Source organism: Streptosporangium sandarakinum, from assembly GCF_013409935.1.
Taxonomy (GTDB): Bacteria; Actinomycetota; Actinomycetes; order Streptosporangiales; family Streptosporangiaceae; genus Streptosporangium; species Streptosporangium nondiastaticum.
Map to the genome: position 1 here is coordinate 1,169,857 of NZ_JACCCO010000001.1, position 19,205 is coordinate 1,189,061.

The 19,205-nt window shown below is 71.2% G+C and carries 20 protein-coding genes; 7 read left to right on the forward strand and 13 right to left on the reverse strand.

From position 1 onward, the window contains the following. Window positions 1-78: 78 nt before the first annotated feature. The 4 genes from HDA43_RS05060 to ctaC form a co-directional block, all read right to left on the reverse strand. On the reverse strand, window positions 79-1,257 hold the full coding sequence (locus HDA43_RS05060) for a L,D-transpeptidase (protein WP_312873018.1): 1,179 nt from the start codon (window positions 1,255-1,257) through the stop codon (window positions 79-81). A 250-nt stretch (window positions 1,258-1,507) separates the two neighbouring features. Then, window positions 1,508-1,903 (reverse strand): cytochrome c oxidase subunit 4, encoded by a 396-nt coding sequence (locus tag HDA43_RS05065; RefSeq protein ID WP_179818557.1) that lies wholly within the window; start codon window positions 1,901-1,903, stop codon window positions 1,508-1,510. Beyond that, on the reverse strand, window positions 1,900-3,531 hold the full coding sequence (gene ctaD / locus HDA43_RS05070; protein ID WP_179822797.1) for an aa3-type cytochrome oxidase subunit I: 1,632 nt from the start codon (window positions 3,529-3,531) through the stop codon (window positions 1,900-1,902). Before ctaD ends, HDA43_RS05065 begins: the two co-directional genes overlap by 4 nt. 26 nt (window positions 3,532-3,557) lie before the next feature. Beyond that, entirely contained in the window at window positions 3,558-4,307 is a 750-nt protein-coding gene (ctaC, locus tag HDA43_RS05075) for an aa3-type cytochrome oxidase subunit II (protein ID WP_312873019.1), read from the reverse strand. 214 nt (window positions 4,308-4,521) lie between these two features. Between ctaC and HDA43_RS05080 the strand changes: the two genes are divergently transcribed. Further along, a complete protein-coding gene (locus tag HDA43_RS05080; RefSeq protein WP_179818559.1) occupies window positions 4,522-5,658 on the forward strand; it encodes a cysteine desulfurase family protein in 1,137 nt (378 codons plus the stop codon). 28 nt (window positions 5,659-5,686) lie between these two features. Continuing rightward, window positions 5,687-5,956, forward strand: a complete 270-nt coding sequence (locus HDA43_RS05085; RefSeq protein ID WP_179818560.1) for a sulfurtransferase TusA family protein — start codon at window positions 5,687-5,689, stop codon at window positions 5,954-5,956. A gap of 65 nt (window positions 5,957-6,021) precedes the next feature. Here the strand turns inward: HDA43_RS05085 and HDA43_RS05090 are convergent, their stop codons facing one another. Beyond that, window positions 6,022-7,008, reverse strand: coding sequence for a carbohydrate kinase family protein (locus HDA43_RS05090; RefSeq protein ID WP_179818561.1), 987 nt, complete (start codon window positions 7,006-7,008; stop codon window positions 6,022-6,024). A gap of 119 nt (window positions 7,009-7,127) precedes the next feature. Continuing rightward, window positions 7,128-7,481, reverse strand: a complete 354-nt coding sequence (gene erpA / locus HDA43_RS05095) for an iron-sulfur cluster insertion protein ErpA (RefSeq protein WP_179818562.1) — start codon at window positions 7,479-7,481, stop codon at window positions 7,128-7,130. 252 nt (window positions 7,482-7,733) lie between these two features. Here erpA and nadA point away from each other — a divergent pair, with 252 nt between their 5' ends. Together nadA and HDA43_RS05105 are read left to right on the forward strand one after the other, a co-directional pair. Continuing rightward, window positions 7,734-8,888: a quinolinate synthase NadA gene (gene nadA, locus HDA43_RS05100; protein WP_179818563.1), complete on the forward strand. Its 1,155-nt coding sequence runs from the start codon at window positions 7,734-7,736 to the stop codon at window positions 8,886-8,888. A 359-nt stretch (window positions 8,889-9,247) separates the two neighbouring features. After that, window positions 9,248-10,558 carry an RNA-guided endonuclease InsQ/TnpB family protein gene (locus HDA43_RS05105; protein ID WP_179818564.1) on the forward strand — a complete coding sequence of 437 codons (1,311 nt, stop codon included), beginning with the start codon at window positions 9,248-9,250 and terminating at the stop codon, window positions 10,556-10,558. On the opposite strand, the gene HDA43_RS05110 is transcribed toward HDA43_RS05105, so the two are convergent. The 5 genes from HDA43_RS05110 to HDA43_RS05130 all read right to left on the reverse strand — a co-directional run bounded on the left by HDA43_RS05110 (window position 10,497) and on the right by HDA43_RS05130 (window position 14,071). Further along, entirely contained in the window at window positions 10,497-11,246 is a 750-nt protein-coding gene (locus tag HDA43_RS05110; RefSeq protein WP_179818565.1) for an SIMPL domain-containing protein, read from the reverse strand. The two genes, HDA43_RS05105 and HDA43_RS05110, sit on opposite strands and share 62 nt — an antisense overlap. 194 nt (window positions 11,247-11,440) lie before the next feature. After that, a complete protein-coding gene (pspAB, locus tag HDA43_RS05115; protein ID WP_376770454.1) occupies window positions 11,441-12,013 on the reverse strand; it encodes a PspA-associated protein PspAB in 573 nt (190 codons plus the stop codon). A gap of 4 nt (window positions 12,014-12,017) precedes the next feature. Then, window positions 12,018-12,929 (reverse strand): zinc metalloprotease HtpX, encoded by a 912-nt coding sequence (htpX, locus tag HDA43_RS05120; protein WP_179818566.1) that lies wholly within the window; start codon window positions 12,927-12,929, stop codon window positions 12,018-12,020. A 9-nt stretch (window positions 12,930-12,938) separates the two neighbouring features. Then, window positions 12,939-13,217, reverse strand: coding sequence for a PspA-associated protein PspAA (pspAA, locus tag HDA43_RS05125; protein WP_179818567.1), 279 nt, complete (start codon window positions 13,215-13,217; stop codon window positions 12,939-12,941). After that, window positions 13,214-14,071, reverse strand: coding sequence for a PspA/IM30 family protein (locus HDA43_RS05130; RefSeq protein WP_281395018.1), 858 nt, complete (start codon window positions 14,069-14,071; stop codon window positions 13,214-13,216). The genes pspAA and HDA43_RS05130 overlap by 4 nt, the downstream gene beginning before the upstream one ends. Before the next feature lie 148 nt (window positions 14,072-14,219). Between HDA43_RS05130 and HDA43_RS05135 the strand changes: the two genes are divergently transcribed. After that, a complete protein-coding gene (locus HDA43_RS05135) occupies window positions 14,220-14,831 on the forward strand; it encodes a DUF3043 domain-containing protein (RefSeq protein WP_179818569.1) in 612 nt (203 codons plus the stop codon). 173 nt (window positions 14,832-15,004) lie between these two features. Here HDA43_RS05135 and HDA43_RS05140 read toward each other — a convergent pair whose 3' ends face one another. Continuing rightward, window positions 15,005-16,303, reverse strand: a complete 1,299-nt coding sequence (locus HDA43_RS05140) for an SMI1/KNR4 family protein (RefSeq protein ID WP_179818570.1) — start codon at window positions 16,301-16,303, stop codon at window positions 15,005-15,007. Between the two features lie 55 nt (window positions 16,304-16,358). Here HDA43_RS05140 and HDA43_RS05145 point away from each other — a divergent pair, with 55 nt between their 5' ends. Further along, complete coding sequence (locus HDA43_RS05145; RefSeq protein ID WP_179818571.1) at window positions 16,359-17,357, forward strand: aldo/keto reductase family protein; 999 nt, start codon at window positions 16,359-16,361, stop codon at window positions 17,355-17,357. 183 nt (window positions 17,358-17,540) lie between these two features. Here HDA43_RS05145 and HDA43_RS05150 read toward each other — a convergent pair whose 3' ends face one another. After that, complete coding sequence (locus HDA43_RS05150) at window positions 17,541-17,747, reverse strand: hypothetical protein (protein WP_179818572.1); 207 nt, start codon at window positions 17,745-17,747, stop codon at window positions 17,541-17,543. A gap of 111 nt (window positions 17,748-17,858) precedes the next feature. Here HDA43_RS05150 and HDA43_RS05155 point away from each other — a divergent pair, with 111 nt between their 5' ends. Beyond that, on the forward strand, window positions 17,859-19,160 hold the full coding sequence (locus tag HDA43_RS05155; protein WP_312873021.1) for a bifunctional adenosylcobinamide kinase/adenosylcobinamide-phosphate guanylyltransferase: 1,302 nt from the start codon (window positions 17,859-17,861) through the stop codon (window positions 19,158-19,160). Window positions 19,161-19,205: the final 45 nt, after the last annotated feature.

The following is a 19,205-nucleotide window of genomic DNA, read 5'->3' on the forward strand; positions in this document are numbered from 1 at the left end:
GTACGGGCTCACCGGCATCTCGGCCCGGGGTGGGGCGGTGGTCGCCCGTACGGCCCGCTCAGGGCGTCCGGCGGGTGGTCACAGCTCCTCGGTGACGAAGTGCTTGGTGCTGCTCCACTTCAGCCATTCCTTCCAGTTCTCCTGCCACTGTCCCCAGCCGTTGGTGGGCTCCAGCGGGCGCGGCGAGCCGGTGATGATGATCGGGTCGCCGATCAGCGTGTTGTCGAGGAACCACTTGGCGTCCGCCGGGCTGACGTTGACGCAGCCGTGGCTGACGTTGGAGTTGCCCTGCGAGCCGACCGACCAGGGCGCGGCGTGGACGTACTCGCCGCTGTTGGAGATCCGCACGGTGTCGTAGACGGTCATCTGGTAGTAGCCCGACTCGCCGGGGCCGATCCCCGGTGAGGTCATGACCGTGACGTTCTCCCGCGACATGGCCAGGTGGATGCCGCTGGTCGTGTAGTACTTCCACACGCCGCCCTGGCCCGCGCTCATCGGCATCACCCGCACCTTCCTGCCGTCGCGCCTGACGGTCAGGTAGTGGGTGTCGGTGCTGCCCCGGGTGATCTGCGAGCGGCCGACCTTGAAGTCCAGCGTGAGGTTCCGCTTGCCGTACAGGCCCTTGCCGCCGCGGACCCCGGCGAGGCGGGCCTCCAGCCTGACCTTGGTGTGGGCCGGCCAGAAGGTCTTGGGGCGGAAGTGCACGGTCTTGTCGTCGAACCAGTGCCAGGCGCCGGAGACCGGCTTGGACGCGGTGACCACCAGGTTCCGCTCGACCGAGACGCGGTCGGTGATCGGCTTGTCGAAGGTGAGCATGATCGGCATGCCGACGCCGACGGTCAGCCCGGTGTCGTCCTTGTTCGGCTGGACGCTCTCGATCGAGAAGGCCTCCTGGGCCTTGACCGTCGAGAAGGAGCTGGTGGTCTGGGTGAGCTTCCCGTCGGGGTTCACCGCGGTCACCGTGACCCGGTAGGAGGCCCCCGGCGGGATCGTGCCCCAGCTGTGCCAGCGGGTGCCGTCGGCGCTCAGCGCGCCCGGCAGGGGACCCTTCCGGCCCGCGACGGTGACGTCCTTCAGGGTGCCGCCGCGCGCGGAGACCAGGATGGTCGCGTCGGTCGGCACGTTGACCGCCCCGTTGAGAGGGGTCACGGCGACGGCGGCGTCGGCGCGCGGCGTGGCGCCCGGCGTGCCCGCCGTCCGGGTGGAGGTGCTGTCCGAGCAGGAGGCGGCCGCCAGCGCCAGGGCCAGCAGGCTCACCCCCCATATCGGACCACGGATCGCCTGCCGCACATGAACTCCCTGTCCCGGTACTGAACCACTAATTCAGTTATTACCCGGAGTAAGGGGATCACTACGGAGGACATCCGTCTTGTGCAGCTAACAAACGCCAAAAAGCGGGCCACGGAAACTTTCCGTGGCCCGCTTCCAGGTCCCGCCTCCGCGGGTCCCCGTTGTGGCGGGGTCCGCAGAGGCCGGGTCCCGCGGGGTCGGGGACCGGCGGGGCCGGTCAGTGGGAGAAGTGCCCCCGGTAGTACTCGAAGACGAAGCCGATCATGCTCATGATGACCGCGAAGACGCCGATCATGAACAGCCACCAGCCGATGACCAGGCCGACCGCGGTGAGCGCGACGGCCAGGCAGACGAACAGCGGCCACCAGCTGTGCGGGCTGAAGAAGCCGAGCTCCCCGGCGCCGTCGGCGATCTCGCCCTGCTTGTTGTCCTCGGGCTGGTCACCGATGCGGCGGGCGGTGTACATCAGGTAGTAGCCGATCATGAAGGCGAAGCCCACCGAGATGGCCATCGCCGTCGTGCCGACCGGTTCCTTGGACCAGTACCAGTAGACGACGTCCACCGCGGCGAAGAAGACACCGCAGAGGATGAACAACCAGCCCTGAACCTTCATCGGGCGTCCTCCAGCTCACGGGGAGCGGTCACGTGCGGGTACTTGAGGTCGAAGGCCGGACGCTCGGAGCGGATGCGCGGCAGCGAGGTGAAGTTGTGCCGCGGCGGCGGGCAGGAGGTCGCCCACTCCAGGGAGTTGCAGTAACCCCACGGGTCGTCCACCGTGACCTTCGGCGCGTACTTGGCCGTCTTCCAGACGTTGTAGAGGAACGGCAGCGTGGAGGCGCCGAGGATGAAGGCGCCGACCGAGGAGATCATGTTCAGGTCGGTGAAGCCGTCGATCGGGCTGTAGTCGGCGTAGCGGCGCGGGAAGCCCTCGGCGCCCAGCCAGTGCTGCACCAGGAAGGTGGTGTGGAAGCCGATGAACAGCGTCCAGAAGTGCCACTTGCCCAGCCGGTCGTCCAGCATCTTGCCGGTGAACTTCGGCCACCAGAAGTAGAAGCCGGAGAACATCGCGAACACCACGGTGCCGAAGACGACGTAGTGGAAGTGCGCCACCACGAAGTAGGAGTCCGACACCTGGAAGTCCAGCGGCGGCGAGGCGAGGATGACGCCGGTCAGGCCACCGAAGAGGAAGGTGACCAGGAAGCCGATCGCGAACAGCATCGGCGACTCGAACGACAGGTGGCCCCGCCACATGGTGCCGATCCAGTTGAAGAACTTCACACCGGTCGGGACCGCGATGAGGAACGTCATGAACGAGAAGAACGGCAACAGTACCTGGCCGGTCGGGAACATGTGGTGCGCCCACACGGTGATCGACAGGCCGGCGATGACGATGGTCGCGCCGACCAGGCCGATGTAGCCGAACAGCGGCTTGCGGCTGAAGACCGGGATGACCTCGGTCACGATGCCGAAGAACGGCAGCGCGATGATGTACACCTCGGGGTGGCCGAAGAACCAGAACAGGTGCTGCCACAGGATCGGGCCGCCGGTCTCGGTGGCGAAGATCTGCGCGCCGAACTTGCGGTCGGCCTCCAGGGCCAGCAGGGCGGCGGCGAGCACCGGGAAGGCCATCAGCACCAGGATCGAGGTGAGCAGGACGTTCCAGGTGAACAGCGGCATGCGGAACATGGTCATGCCGGGGGCGCGCATGGTGACGACCGTGGTGATGAAGTTCACCGAGCCGAGGATCGTGCCCAGACCGGAGATGGTCAGGCCCATGATCCACAGGTCGCCGCCGATGCCGGGCGAGCTGATCGCGTTCGACAGCGGGGTGTAGGCGAACCAGCCGAAGTCGGCGGCGCCGCCCGGGGTGAGGAAGCCCGACAGGGCGATGAGGCTGCCGAAGGTGAACAGCCAGTAGCTCACCATGTTCAGCCGGGGGAAGGCCACGTCCGGCGCGCCGATCTGCAGTGGCATCAGCTCGTTGGCGAAGCCGGCGAACAGCGGCGTGGCGAACATGAGCAGCATCACCGTGCCGTGCATGGTGAACAGCTGGTTGAACTGCTCGTTGGTGGTCACCTGCAGGCCCGGCTGGGCCAGCTCCGCCCGCATGATCAGCGCCATCACGCCGCCGATCAGGAAGAACACGAACGAAGTGATCAGGTAGAGGTGCCCAATGATCTTGTGATCGGTGGAGGACAGCCACTTCACGATGACGGAGCCCTTGCGCTCCGGCACCGGCATGGAGGTGAGGGGTTCGTTAAGTGCGGTCACTGGGCACCCGCCTGACTAGCGACGTACTGGTCGAACTCGGCCTGGGGAACGAGCTTCACCGAGAACAGCATGCGACTGTGGTCCACACCGCACAGCTCGGCGCATCGGCCGGCGTAGACGGCGGGCTTGTTGAGCGTGTCGACCTCGAACTTGTTCACGATGCCCGGGATCACGTCACGCTTGAAGTGGAAGGCCGGCACCCAGAAGGAGTGGATGACGTCCGGCGACTGCAGCTCGAACTCGACCTTCCTGTCGACCGGCAGCACCAGCTGGGGGCCGTCGGTGTAGTCGCTGACCGGCCGGCCGACGGTCTGCACCTGCTTGCCGTTGTAGTCGGTCGTGAAGCGCCAGCTCCACTGGAACGCCTCGACCTTCACCTTCACGTCCGGCTTGCCGGACATCTTGTCGATGTAGGTCTCGTCCCGGGCGGTGAAGTAGAAGAACACGCCGACCATGATGATCGGGACCACCGTGTAGAGGATCTCGATCGGGAGGTTGTAGCGGACCTGGGGAGGCAGCTCCTCCTTCGAGTTCTTCCTCTTACGGTGGAAGGCCGCGGACCACAGGATCAGGCCCCACACGACCACACCGGTGGCGAGAGCGGCGATCCAGGATCCGTTCCACAGACTCTGGACCGTCTCGGCCTGCTTGGTGATGCCGACGGGCATGCCGGCGCGCTTCCACTCATCGGCACTGCACGCCGTCGCGGACACCAGCAGCAGCGCCAGAGCGGCAGCGCGTGGCACCCGGCGGCGGGCCAACGGACGCCGTGCAGAACGGCGGGTCGGACTCACGGATCGCCTACCCCACAGATGAAGCCCAGAAGTCACTCCTGGGCGGTCGTTTGTTCGTATTAACAACTCGTAGTTCACAGCTTTACGCTGGAGGACACACTAGCGCGGACCCGGCTCGCCCCCCCGCGCAGCCCCCGGTTCCACCACGCGGTGCGACGATTGAGGAATGGCGTACTTCGACGCGGCCTCCACCGAACCGTTGCATCCTCAGGCGCGCGAGGCGCTGATCGAGGCACTCGACGCCGGCTGGGCCGACCCGGCTCGGCTGTACGGCCCAGCCCGCCGCGCAAGGATGTTACTGGAACAGGCGCGCGCCGAGGTCGCCGAGGTGATCGGCGCCCGGCCCGACGAGGTCTCCTTCACCGCCTCCGGCACCCAGGCGGTGCACCTGGGCGTGCTCGGCGCGCTTCTGGGCCGCCGCCGGGCGGGCCGCCGCCTGGTGGTCTCCGCGGTGGAGCACTCGGCGGTGCTGCACGCCGCCGCGCTGCACGAGCGCGACGGCGGCACGGTCGAGACGGTCGGCGTGAACCGGGCCGGCGCGGTCGACCCGGCCGCCTTCGGCGCGGCCGCCGGGGCCGAGGGCACCGCCCTGGCCTGCCTGCAGAGCGCCAACCACGAGGTGGGCACCCTGCAGCCGGTGGCCGAGGCGGCGGCCGCGTGCGCCGAGGCGGGCGTGCCGCTGCTGGTGGACGCCGCGCAGACCGTCGGCCGGGCGCCGGTGCCCGCCGACTGGTCGGTGCTGGCCGCGAGCGCGCACAAGTGGGGCGGTCCGGCCGGGGTCGGGGTGCTGGCGGTCCGCAAGGGCGTCCGGTGGCGTTCCCCGCTGCCGGAGGACGACCGGGAGCGACGGCGGGTCCCGGGCTTCGAGAACGTGCCGGCGATCATCGCCGCGGCCGTCGCGCTGCGGGCCGTCGCCGCCGACGCGGCCCGGGAGTCGGCCCGCCTCTCCGCGCTCGTGGACCGGATCAGGAGCGAGGTGCCGAGGACCGTGCCGGACGTCGAGGTCATCGGCGACCCCGTGGCCCGCGCCCCACACATTGTCACCTTTTCGTGTCTTTACGTGGACGGTGAGGCCCTGTTGACAGAGTTGGATAGGGCGGGGTTCGCCGTGTCGTCCGGCAGTTCGTGTACGGCGAGCACGCTTCGCCCGTCGCATGTTCTGGAGGCCATGGGGGTGCTGACACACGGGAACCTCCGGGTGTCGCTGCCCCGGGGAGCCTCCGCGGCGGACGTCGACCGCTTCCTCGCCGCCCTGCCGGACATGGTGAAGAGGATCCGCGAGGACGCGGGAATGCAGCCGTGACGGACCATTCTTCGGGGAGTGAAGTGACATGACGGCCGGCCAGACGACCGCGGAGGGGGCCGGGCAGCCCCCGGCGCTGACCATCGACGCGCTGGGCAAGAAGTGCCCGATCCCGATCATCATGCTCGCCCAGCAGATCAACGACGTCCCGCGCGAGGCGATCGTGTCGGTCCTCGCCGACGATCCCGCGGCGTTCACCGACATCCCGGCCTGGTGCCGGCTCAAGTCGCACCACCACGTGGCCAGCCACGAGCTCCCCTCGGGCGGCTGGGCCATCCACGTGCGGCGCAACTACTGAGCTGAGCCGCCGGGTCCCGTCCGCGGATCGCCCCGCCCGTCGCGGGGCGATCCGCGGAGCGGGTCCTAGGGGTGGTGGCAGCGCACGTGGCGGGAGATCTCGTCGGCGGCCTCGGAGCCGTAGGCGGCGGCGAAGCGGTCGAGGAAGACCCGCTGGCCGAGGCGGTACTCCTGCCCGCCGACGTGCTCCAGGACGTGGGTGGCGGTGAGGTTGCCGAGCTGGCCGCAGCGCTCCAGGGACAGGCCCCAGGCCAGGCCGGCCAGGAACCCGGCGCGGAAGCCGTCGCCGACGCCGGTGGGGTCGGCCTTGCCCAGCTCGGGGACGGCCGGGACGCGCAGGATCGGCTCACCCCTGCGCTCGATCGCGACGCCCTTGGGACCGAGCGTGGTGACGCGGACCTCGACGCGGTCGAGGACCTCCTCGGCGGACAGCCCGGTCTTCTGCTCGATCATGCCCTTCTCGTAGTCGTTGCTGAACAGGTAGGCGGCGCCGTCCAGCAGCGGGCGGATGTCGTCGCCGGACATGCGGGCGATCTGCTGGGAGAAGTCGGCGGCGAAGGGGATACCGCGCCGGCGGGCCTCCTCGGTGTGCCGCAGCATCGCGTCGGGGTCGTTCGGGCCGACCAGCACCAGGTCGAGGCCGCCGAGCCGCTCGGCGATCGGGCCGAGCTCGATCAGCCGCGCCTCGGCCATCGCGCCGGTGTAGAAGGAGGCGATCTGGTTGTGGTCGTCGTCGGTGGTGCACAGGAACCGGGCCGTGTGGTGCAGCTCGGAGGTGTGCACGGAATCACAGTCGACGCCGTGCCGCTCCAGCCAGGACCGGTAGTCGGCGAAGTCGGCGCCGACCGCGCCGACGAGGATGGGCCGCAGGCCGAGGCACCCCATGCCGAAGGCGATGTTGGCCGCGCAGCCGCCACGGCGGATCTGCAGGTCGTCCACGAGGAACGACAGGGACACCCGATCGAGCTGGCCGGCGATCAGCTGGTCGCTGAAGCGCCCCGGGAAGGTCATCAGGTGGTCGGTCGCGATGGAACCGGTGACGGCGATGCGCACGGGGTTCTTCTCCTCGTTGTCGGCATCCGGAACATGGTCGGGGGGCGGTTACAGGCGTGCGAACACACGATGGCCCCGCCGGGTGAGTCAGCTCACCCGGCGGGGCCATCGTATTGCGACTAGTTGAAAGAGTCGCCGCAGGCGCACGAGCCCGTGGCGTTGGGGTTGTCGATCGTGAAGCCCTGCTTCTCGATCGTGTCGACGAAGTCGATCGTCGCGCCCGTGAGATAGGGGGCGCTCATCCGGTCGGTGACCACACTGACCCCGTTGAAGTCGGAGACGATGTCACCGTCCATCGAACGGTCGTCGAAGAAGAGCTGGTAACGCAGGCCGGAGCAGCCGCCGGGCTGCACGGCCACGCGCAGCTGGAGCCCCTCCTCGCCCTGCTGCTCCAGCAGGCTCTTGACCTTGGCGGCGGCGGCGTCGCTGAGGATCAGGCCCTGCGCCGTGGTCTCGCTGCTCTCAACCGACATGTGGTGACTCCCGCGTCTGCGTCAACCGCCCGTTCGAGACGGTTGTCTGTTTCTGACGTCCTACTAAGACGCTACCAACACCCACGCGGGCCTACACATTCCTGCGGGCTCCGGTCTCCCGCCGCCACCCCGTCCGAACGGCCGTGACCGCCCCCGATCAGGACGTTCGCCCCGATCGACTCCCCCGGGAACAAAAACCCCCGGCCGTGTGTCATCATTAGTCGTCACTTCGACGATAAGGGGGTGGTGGTCGTGACGACCACCGAGACCGGCCTTCCGCTCTTCGTCCTCGGCCGGGGAACCGACCCGCACAGCGAGCGCGGTGTCGACTGCCCCGGCGAGCTGCCGCCCGCGTCCGACCCGGCGCTGGTGGAGCGGGCCCGGCGGGCCAAGGCCGCGCTGGGCGAGCGGGTCTTCGTGCTGGGCCACCACTACCAGCGCGACGAGGTCATCCAGTTCGCCGACGTGACCGGCGACTCGTTCAAGCTGGCCCGCGAGGCCGCCGCCCGGCCCGACGCCGAGTACATCGTCTTCTGCGGCGTCCACTTCATGGCCGAGTCGGCCGACATCCTCACCTCCGACGCGCAGAGGGTCGTCCTGCCCGACCTCGCCGCCGGCTGCTCCATGGCCGACATGGCCACCTTCGACCAGGTCGAGGAGTGCTGGGAGGCGCTGCAGGACGCCGGGATCGCCGACGTCACCGTCCCGGTCACCTACATGAACTCCAGCGCCGACATCAAGGCGTTCTGCGGGCGCAACGGCGGCGCCGTCTGCACCTCCTCCAACGCCCGGCGCGCCCTCGACTGGGCCTTCTCCCGCGGCGAGAAGGTGCTGTTCCTGCCCGACCAGCACCTGGGGCGCAACACCGCGGTGCTGGAGATGGGCCTGTCCCTGGACGACTGCGTCGTCTACAACCCGCACCGGCCGAACGGCGGGCTGACCGCCGGGCAGCTGGAGAACGCCAAGATGATCCTGTGGAAGGGGCACTGCTCGGTGCACGGCCGCTTCAGCGCGGAGTGCGTCGACGACGTCCGGGAACGCATCCCCGGCGTCAACGTGCTGGTCCACCCCGAGTGCCGCCACGAGGTGGTCACCAAGGCCGACCACATCGGCTCCACCGAGTACATCATCGAGACGCTGCGGCGGGCGCCGGCGGGCTCCTCCTGGGCCGTGGGCACCGAGCTGAACCTGGTGAAGAGGCTCGCCCGGATGTTCCCCGACAAGAACGTCACGTTCCTCGACCGGACCGTCTGCTACTGCTCGACGATGAACCGGATCGACCTGCCGCACCTGGTGTGGGCGCTGGAGTCCCTCGCCGCCGGGCAGGTCGTCAACCAGATCACGGTCGATGACGACACCGCGCACTGGGCGAAGGTCGCCCTCGACCGGATGCTCGCGCTGCCCTGACGGCCCCGGGGCCGTCAGGGAGCCGTCGGGGCCGGCGCCCGGCGAAGGTCCCGGCCGGCCACTTCCCGGGCGGCCGGGGTCGGACGGCTACCGAGATGCGGGCCGGTGCTCCGGTCTTCAGGCCGGAGGTGAAGGCCCGCGCGGGAGTGCCCGCCAGGGCGCGGGCGTGTCCTGACCTTCCCGGCCTTGCCGCTCGGCTCACCAGGTGTAGGGCACCAGGGCGGTGAAGGGCCGGCCGCCCGCGTTCGGCGATGGTGTGCTCGCCGGGGTGGTGGGCGGCGTCGGCGCGGTCGCCGGTGTGTTCACGGATCGCCCGGATCCCCTACGCCCGGTCATGGCCGGATGGCACGATGATGGCCGTGCGGCTGCGTTACCGGTACCGGCTCTCCCCGGACGCCGCCCGGCGCCAGGCGCTGGCCAAGGCGTTCGGGTGCGCCCGCGTGGTGTTCGACGACGGGCTGCGCCTGCGGCAGGAAGCCCGCGAGGCGGGCCTGCCGTACGTCTCCGACGGGGAGTTGTCCAAGCGGGTCATCACCGAGGCGAAGAAGACGCCGGAACGCGCCTGGCTCGGTGAGGTGTCGGCCGTCCTGCTTCAGCAGGCGCTCGCCGATCTGAACACCGCCTACCGGAATTTCTTCACCTCGGCCGCCGGGAAGCGGAAGGGCCCGAAGGTCGCCCCGCCCCGGTTCCGGTCGCGCAAGGACAACCGGCAGGCCATCCGGTTCACCCGCAACGCCCGATTCTCGATCACGACGGGCGGGAGGCTGCGCCTGCCGAAGATCGGGGACATGCCGGTGCGCTGGTCGCGGACCCTACCGTCGGAGCCGTCCAGCGTCACGGTCATCAAGGACGCGGCAGGCAGGTACTTCGCGTCGTTCGTGGTCGAGACGGCCGACGAGCCGCTACCGGAAACGGTGGCCGAGGTGGGCATCGACCTGGGACTGACGCACTTCGCGGTCACCTCCGACGGCTCGAAGGTGGACAACCCGCGCTTCCTGCGCCGGACGGAGCGCCGCCTGCGCAAAGCCCAGCAGGCCCTCAGCCGCACGGTGAAGGGGTCGGACAATCGCAAGAAGGCCATTGCCAAGGTCGCGCGGGCGCACGCCCGGGTGGCCGACGCGCGCGGAGACTTCGCCCACAAGCTCTCTGCGAGCATCATTCGCGACAACCAAGCGGTGTACGTGGAGAACCTGTCGGTAAGGGGCCTGGCGCGCACGAGGCTGGCCAAAAGCGTCCACGACGCGGGCTGGTCGCAGTTCACGGCCATGCTGGAGTACAAGGCCGCCCGATACGGCCGCACCTTCGCCAAGATCGACTGCTGGTTCCCGTCGTCGAAGCTCTGCTCGGCATGCGGGACCTTGCAGGACAAGATGCCGCTTTCCGTCCGGTCGTGGACCTGCCCATATGGCATGGTCCACGACCGGGACGTCAACGCGGCGATCAACATCCTGGCCGCCGGACGGGCGGACAGGCGAAACGCCTGTGGAGGGACGGTGAGACCACCGCTTGCGGTGGCACGACCCGGCGAAGCAGGAACCCACTCCAAGCCGCCCGCGTTCTCGGCGGCCTGGCAGGGGAGAATCTCCGTCCTTCAGGGCGGGGAGGACGTCAAACCATCATCGAGTAGACCACCTGGACGTGCACCGAGATGTTCTGCTGGCCCGGGCTGATCGAGCTGCGGTCGGCGATCCCGGCGGCGGCGAACATGATGGGTCGCGGCGGTGTGACGTCCTGCTCCCTGATCGTCAGGACGTCGCCGAGCGTGCCGCCGGCCAGCCTCGCGTACTGCTGGGCGCGGGCCTTGGCGTCGGCGAACGCCAGGTCCCGGGCGGCCCGCAGCGCGGCGTTGTTGTCGGAGAGCTCGAAGGAGACGCCGTTCAGCCGGGCCTCGGGCCCGACGGAGACGACCGTGTCCACCGCCTTGTCGGCGTTGTCGAGGTCGCGCACCACGACCTCGACGCCCTGCGCCGCCCGGTATCCGGCGATCTTCGGGTAGTCGTCGTACACCGGGGCGAGGGAGAGCTCGGTGGTCCGCAGGTCCTTGGGAGCGATGCCCGCGTCGAGCAGCGCCTGGGTCAGCCTGGCGGCGGCCTGGCGGGCCTGGGAGAAGGCCTGTCCCGGCGTGTCGGTGCGCACCTCGACGCCGGCGTTGAGCCGCATGATGTCAGGGGTGACGAGCAGCTCGCCCTCCCCCATGACCGTGACCTTCGGCGGGTAGTCGTCCGCCGCCGCCCGCGCCGCTCCGACGGCGGGGCCGACGCCGGGATCGGTGCCGGCCAGGGCCGTGCCGCACATGCCCGCCGTGGCGATCGCGGCCGCCGCCGCGGCGGCGGCCAGGGCGTGAAATACCTTGATCATGGGGTCATGGCACCACGGGGCGGCGGGCCCGCCGGGGAGCCGCCCGCGCGCCCTGTCATGTCTTGAAGAGCAGATTACGGCGTGTTCCCGCCTCCGGGCCGGCGCGCCACGACACCGCCGAAGCCCCGGGGCGTCGCGACACCGCTGAGGGCCCAGGGCGCCGTACCGTCAAGACCCGGCGCGTCGCGAGGCCGCTAAAGGCCCGGCGCGCCCCAGAGGGGGAACCAGCGGTCGAGGTCGGGCTCGACGGGCAGCTCGTCCCCCAGCGCGGCGCGCACCTGGAGTTCCAGTGCGCCGTCGCGGTGCTGCCCCGACAGGGGGGCGAACGGGTAGAAGGTGCCGCGCTTGTACAGGTAGACCAGCGCCAGGCCGCGGCCGGTCGGGGCGGAGAAGCAGACCAGCGAGCACAGCAGGGACGGACCGAACCCCGCCGACTCCAGCGAGGAGTTGACCGCGTGCAGGTCGGTGACCAGCTCGCCGAGCCGGTCGGGCGAATGGCGCATGAACAGCCAGGTGTAGCCGTAGGGGTCCTGCGTCTCCTCGACCGCCGGGCCGTTCCCGGCGGCGAGCAGGTCCACGACCTCCTCCTGCAGCCGGTTGAACGCCTCGCCCTCGGCGGAGCGGAAGCAGACCGACCCGTGCCCGGTCGGCGCCAGCCCGGTCGCCGCCTGCAACGTCACCGCCGCCGACGGCAGCGCGAACAGCGCGTCCAGGTCCGGCTGCGCCGGCTCGGTACGGCCCAGCATCGCGTCCCACCACCGCTTCACCGCGTCACACCCCCCGGCCCAGGTCGGCGGAGATCCTGGCGAGCTGCTCCAGCCGCCGCTCCAGCGGCGGGTGGGTGGCCAGCAGCGCGGCCATGGCCGTGCGCCCCGACACCGCGGGGGCGAAGAAGAAGGCGTTGAACGGCTCGGCCTCGCGCAGGTCGCGGGTCGGGATGCGGGCCATGTCCCCGCTGATCTTGGTGAGCGCGCTCGCCAGCGTCGAGGGGCGGCCGGTCAGCAGCGCGCCGGCCCGGTCGGCCGCCAGCTCGCGGTAGCGCGACAGGGCGCGGATCAGCAGGAAGCTGACCGCGTACACCACGACCGACACCAGCAGGATGATCAGCCCGACCGGCGGGCCGCCCCGGTCGTCGCGGGCCCGCCCGCCCAGGCCGCTGTAGAGGGCCACCCGGGTCATCAGCCCGGCGACAACCCCGAGGAAGGAGGCGATCGTCATGACGGCGACGTCCCGGTGGGCCACGTGGGACATCTCGTGGGCGAGGACGCCCTCCAGCTCCGGCTCGTCCAGCCGGCGCATCAGGCCGGTCGTCACGCAGACCACCGAGGTGCGCTGGTTACGGCCGGTGGCGAACGCGTTCGGGACGTCCGAATCGGCGATCGCCACCCGCGGCTTCGGCATGTCGGCCAGCGCGCACAGGCGGTCGACCAGGGCGTGCAGGGCGGGGGCCTCGCTCGGTTCGACCACCCGCCCGTGCATGGCGAACAGGGCGATGCGGTCGGAGGCGAAGAACTGCACCAGCAGGATGCCGCCCGCGATGAGCAGCACCACGACCGCCCGGACGCCCAGGGAGATCAGCACGCCCACGAACACGACGTACAGCAGCCCGAGCAGGAACATGGTCAGGACCATGCGCCTGGTCAGACCCCGATCTTTGACAAATCGATCGCGAGCTGCCGTCATATGGACAAACTAGCCGGGAATCAGCCCCTCATCCCCGAGCATCTCCCGTACTTCGTCCATGGAAGCGTCGGCCGGAGGCAAAATCAGCTCGGAGGACTCCAGACTGTCGTCCGGCAGCGGCCTGCCCACGTGGCGGATCTTGTCGAGCAGGTCGTGCAGGCAGCCCCGGAAGGCTCCCTCGTCACCGGACTCGATCGCGGCCTCCAGCCGGCCGTCGAGCGCGTTGAGGACGTCGAGGTCCTCCGGGGCGATCTGGACCTGCCCCTCACCCATGATGCGGACGATCACCGGCCCTCCCCCGGCTGGCCGTACTCCTGGGTCGGCTGCGCGTGCGGCTGCGGCTGCTGGGGCGCCTGCTGGTACTGCTGCGGCGCCTGCTGGTAGGAGGGGGCGTGACCCTGCTGCGCCGGGCCGGACTCGATCGCGCCCTGGGGCGCCGGGCCCTGTCCCAGCTCGGCCTTCATCCGGGCGAGCTCCAGCTCCACGTCGCGGCCGCCGCCCATGCGGTCGAGCTCGGCCTGGATGTCGTCGCCGCGCTGGCCGCTGAAGTCGTCGAGCGCGCCGCTGGCGAGCAGCTCGTCGATCGCGCCCGCGCGGGCCTGCATCGAGGCGGTCTTGTCCTCGGCCCGCTGGATCGCCAGGCCGACGTCGCCCATCTCCTCGGAGATGCCGGAGAACGCCTCGTTGATCCGCGTCTGCGCCTCGGCGGCGGTGTAGGTGGCCTTGATGGTCTCCTTGCGGGTGCGGAAGGAGTCGACCTTGGCCTGGAGGCGGTGGGAGGCCGTGGTGAGCTTCTCCTCCTCGCCCTGGAGGTTGTCGTGCTGGACCCGCAGGTCGGCGATCTGCGTCTGGAGGGCCCCGCGGCGGGTCAGCGCCTCGCGCGCCAGGTCCTCGCGGCCCACGCTGAGCGCCTTGCGGCCCTGGTCCTCAAGCTTGCGGGACTGGGCCTCCAGCTGGTTGATCTGCAGCTCCACCCGCTTACGCGAGGTCGCAACGTCGGCGACCCCCCTGCGCACCTTCTGCAACAACTCCAACTGCCGCTGGTAGGAGTAGTCGAGGGTCTCGCGTGGATCCTCCATCTTGTCCAAGGCGTTGTTCGCCTTGGACCTGAAGATCATGGAAAGTCTCTTCATCACGCTCATGCGCGTCGGCCGTCCCCTTCTTCAAATGCGCTTCGGGCCACCCGGGTGATCTCCGGCCCCCTGGGAGAACAACCGGAATCCACCTAGGTTCACCCTACGCATAACGTACGGGGGCGTCACTAAGTTGCAGTCCCGGTAGGCTGGCGATGTGTTCCGACGTACCCAGACCACCGCGGACGACTCCCCCGCCTCCGCTCCCGATCCTAAACCTGCGGGCAAGGGGCGTCCCACACCCAAGCGCCGCGACGCCGAGGGCCGCCGCCGCCAGCCGGTGACCGCCCCCAAGGACCGCAAAGAGGCCTACCGCCAGCTCCGCGAACGCCAGGCCAAGGAGCGCGTCAGGGCCCGCGAGGGCATGATGCGCGGCGAGGAGCGTTACCTCCCGGCCCGCGACCAGGGCCCGGTCCGCAAGTTCGCCCGCGACTGGGTCGACTCCCGTCGCCTCGTCAGCCAGTACTTCCTGCCGTTCATGGTGGTGGTCCTGCTGATCACCTGGATCCCCTTCCCCGACCAGGACTTCCGCACCGCCGTCAACATCGCCGTCGTCACGATCGGCTGGCCGGTCATGATGGTCGGCGTGGTGCTGGCCTCGGTCTGGGTGGCCTGGCGGGTCAAGAAGCTCGCGGCGGAGAAGTTCCCCGGCGAGAACGTCCGGGGCGTCGGCTTCTACGCCGCCATGCGGGGGCTGCAGATCCGCAAGCTGCGCTTCCCGCCGCCCACCCTCCTGCCCGGCGGCAGGCCCGTCCCGCCGAAGAAGTAACGGCCCGAAGAGACAGCGGGCGGACGGCGGCCCTCGAAGGCCGGTGCCCGTGGCCCCGTCCTCCTTTCCGGAGGGCGGGGCCGACGCGTTCCTGCCCGGTGCCCGCGCCGTACCCGTGCTCCGGGCGGGTCCGCTACGGCGCCGCCGCGCCGTAGCGCCGCCCGACCGCCGCCTCAGCTGTCCTGCACGTCCCAGCGGAGCTCGCCGTCGGCCGCCAGGGGCTTCCAGTACCCGACGGTCCCGCCCGTCTCCAGGGCGTCGGCCGTGGCCTTCAGCAGCGCGTAGTAGGAGCGGACCGGGACGCCTCCGGGCTCGAAGCCCAGACTCCCCTCGTGGTCGTGCTCCCCGATGTCGCGGATCAGTGAGTCGGCCACCAGGTGGTCTCCGCTGCCGTCGGCGCCGAACGGGATCATCCGCCCGTCCCACCACTCCGACCGCGGGTCCGACGGATCCGCGGTGTCGTCGGTGTCGTCGATCCCGCACAGCATGCGCCAGGTGTCGCGGATCCCGCGCACGCTCATGAGCCCGTTGTCCAGCGGCCCGAACGGCCAGGCCCGCCCCGCCGCGACCGTGCCGTCGTGCCGCAGCAGGGAGGCACGCAGATCGTTGGGGAAGCGCAGGCCCATCTGCGCCTCGGCGACCGCGATGGTCCGGGCCCGGCCGGGTCCGGCGAGGGTCTCGTAGGTCTTCGGCGCGTTCTTCCGCAGCCACCGCTCGATCCGCGTCCACTGCCGGTTCACCGCCCGGGTGACCCGGGGCGGTACGGCCCGCACGCGGGGCCGGGCGGTCCCGGGACGGCAGTCGGCGTCGGGGACCCCGGAGTTCCCGTACGGCCCGGCCGACTCGCCCTGACCGTCCGGGGAGCCGGTCTCCGCGGGGTACGGGTCTCCCGTCGCCTCGGCGCGGGCCGCCGGGTCGTCTTCCAGCCCGCCCGGGTTCTCAAAGGAGTCCGCGGACGACTCCTCCAGGGTCGTGCAGGTGACGACGCCGCCCCAGCCGGGCTCGCAGTCCGGCACGTCCTGGGCACGGTCCTTCTCCGCGTGCACCGCCCTGGCCCCGGCTCCCCCGGAGAAGACCCCGCTCTCCAGGGCCTGCGCTCCGGCGGCCAGCAGGACCAGCGCCGCGGCCACGGCGCCCCAGCGGGTCAGGCGGCGCCGGGCCGGGCCGTCGAGGGGGCGTCGCGGCGGCCGTTCCGCGGTCAGGAAGCGGGGCAGGCGGGTCCTGGACTCGTAGTGCCTCAGGACGTCGGCGGTGGGGACGCCGAGGATCGGGACGGGCGGCCACCGCCCCTCGGACTTCGGCCCGGGTCCCGGCGCGGGCGGGGAGACGGGCGCGGGAGCTGAGACCGGTCGCGGACCTGCGGCGGGAGCGGCCGGACGGCCCCGCAGGCGCATGATCACCACGACGATCACCGCCGCGGCGGCGGCCGCGAGGCCGAGCCGTACCCATCGAGAAGTGATCAAGCGCAGCACGCCGGGCAGAGTATCCCGAATCGGTCGGCCGGATGGCACCTACTAGGGTCGGCGTATGGAATTTCGGCATCTCGGCCGCAGCGGTCTCATGGTCAGCGAGATCAGCTACGGCAACTGGATCACCCATGGTTCCCAGGTCGAGGAGGACGCCGCCAAGGCGTGCGTCCAGGCGGCGCTCGACGAGGGGATCACCACTTTCGACACCGCCGACGTCTACGCCGGCACCAAGGCGGAGGAGGTTCTGGGCCGCGCCCTGAAGGGCGTCCGCCGCGAGTCCCTGGAGATCTTCACCAAGGTCTTCTGGCCCACCGGTCCCGGCCCGAACGACCGTGGTCTGTCCCGCAAGCACATCACCGAGTCCATCCACGGCTCGCTGCGCCGCCTGCAGACCGACTACGTGGACCTGTACCAGGCCCACCGCTTCGACAACGAGACGCCGCTCGAGGAGACCCTCAAGACCTTCGACGACCTCGTACGGCAGGGCAAGGTCCTCTACGTCGGCGTCAGCGAGTGGACCGCCGAGCAGATCGGCCGGGCCCTGAAGATCGCCGACGAGATGGGCTTCGACCGCCTGGTCTCCAACCAGCCCCAGTACTCGATGCTGTGGCGGGTCATCGAGTCCGAGGTCGTCCCCCTCTGCGAGAAGGAGGGCCTCAGCCAGGTCGTCTGGTCGCCGATCGCGCAGGGCGTGCTCACCGGCAAGTATCTTCCGGGCCAGCCGCCGCCGGCCGGCTCCCGGGCCACCGACGCGAGCGGCGGCAACTTCATCTCCCGCATGCTGACCGACGACGTGCTCACCCGCGTCCAGGAGCTGAAGCCGATCGCCGCCGACCTGGGACTGAGCATGGCCCAGCTCGCGGTGGCGTGGGTGCTGCAGAACCAGAACGTGGCCTCCGCCATCATCGGCGCGACCAAGCCCGAGCAGGTGCGTGACAACGTCAAGGCGTCGGGTGTGAAGCTGGACGCCGAGGTGCTCAAGAAGATCGACGGCATCCTCGACCCGATCGTCGAGCGGGACCCGGCCAAGACCGTCAGCCCCGCGAAGCGCCCGTAGTCACCGCGGTCACCGCGGTCGCCGCGCACACCGCGGGACCATGGGCCGTGGCGGCCCGGCGCGGCCGCCACGGCCACCGGCCCGGGGGCCGGGGCCCCTCACCGGATTCCCGCTCGACGACTCCGGTTCGCCGCCGGAACCCGGGACGCACGCCCCGGCCTCGCCACCTCGGGCCGCCGCGTCTCAGGCCGGGCGCAGCGACATCCTCGCGTACTCCACCCGGTCGCCCTCCAGGAGGCTGACGCTCTCGACGCCCGCCTCCAGCAGCTCGCGCCACGTCTCGCCGAGCCACGACTCCGCGTCCGCCTGACTGGTGAACGCCTCGGACGGCACGGCCTCCACGGTCACCGGATCGCCGTTCGCGTCCTCGTAACGCCAGTACCACGCCATGTCCCGCGCTCCTTCCGCCGATGCCGCCGGCGCCCTCCGACCGCTCAGCGAACCCTACCTCGCCGGTCGTCCCCCGGCATGATCGCGGGGCCGCGCCCGTACGCTGGGGCGGTGAAAGTCCTGATCTCCGGTACGGCGCGCGGCGGAGGGTGGCCCGTCCCGGGCTGCGGGTGCGCCTCGTGCGCCCGTCTCTCCCCCGGCCACCGCCGCCCCACCGAGGTCGTCGTCACCGAGGCGTCCTTCCCCCTGACCGGCTCCGCCGCGGGCGCCCCCTCCCACGCCCCGGCCCCCGGACCCGCCTCCGGAACGGCTCCCGGATCCGCCCTCGGAGCCGCCGGCGCCGTACGGCTCCCGCTCGCGGCCGGCGACCCGCCTCCGCCGGGGCACCGGGTCTCGGCCACCGCCGACGGCCTCGTCCTCGTCACTCCCGGCGGCGGCCGGATCCTCGACACGACGGCCTCGCCCGTCTCGCCGCCGTCGTCCCCGTCGTCCCTCTCGCCCTCCGCGCCGGTCTCCGGCCCCTCGGCGGCCCCGGACGGCGGGCGCGGGGACGCCTGCGACCTGGTGCTGATGGACGTGCTGGACCGGCCGGAACGACTCGGGGACATGCGGCGGCGGGGGGTGGTGGACGAGCGGACGCGCGTGGTGGCCGTGGACGTGGACCACCGGGTGCCGACGGAGGCCGAGCTCGCCCGGCGGGCCGCGTTGTGGGGGGTGCTGGCCGTACCGGACGGGACGGTCCTCGACCTCGCCGGGCCCGCGCCCGCCCGCGCTCCGCGGCCGCCGCGGACCCTGCTGCTGGGCGGGGCACGGTCGGGCAAGTCGGCCGAGGCCGAGCTGCGGCTGGCGGCCGAACCCGAGGTCCTCTACGTGGCGACCGGGCCGTCCGGCGACGGCGACGCCGAGTGGGCCCGCCGCGTGCGGGCCCACCGCGACCGCCGGCCGGCCCACTGGGGCACGGCCGAGACGATCGACCTCGCCGGCCTGCTGCGGACTCCGGGGCCGCCTCTGCTCGTCGACGGGCTCGGCACCTGGGTGGCCGCGGTCTTCGACGAGAACGGCGCCTGGCCGGGCGACCCGGAGAACCCGGACCGCACGAACGACGAGAGCGGCCCGGACGGCCCGGACGGCGCGCGGGACGAGAACCAGGACAAGGACCACACGGACGGCATGGGCGGCGTGGGCGGCCTGGGGGCGGTCTCCGCCCGGTGCGACGAGCTGGTCGCCGCCTGGCGGGAGACCCGCCGCCGGGTGGTGGCCGTCTCCGACGAGACCGGCCTGGGCGTGGTGCCCGCCACGGCCGGCGGCCGGATGTTCCGCGACGTCCTCGGCCGGCTGAACCAGCGGCTGGCCCTGGAGTCGGAGGAGGTGGCCCTCGTGGTGGCCGGCCGCCTCCTCCCCCTGCCCGTCTGACCCCGCGGTCGCCGGACGGCGGATGACGGGCGGCTACGATCGGCG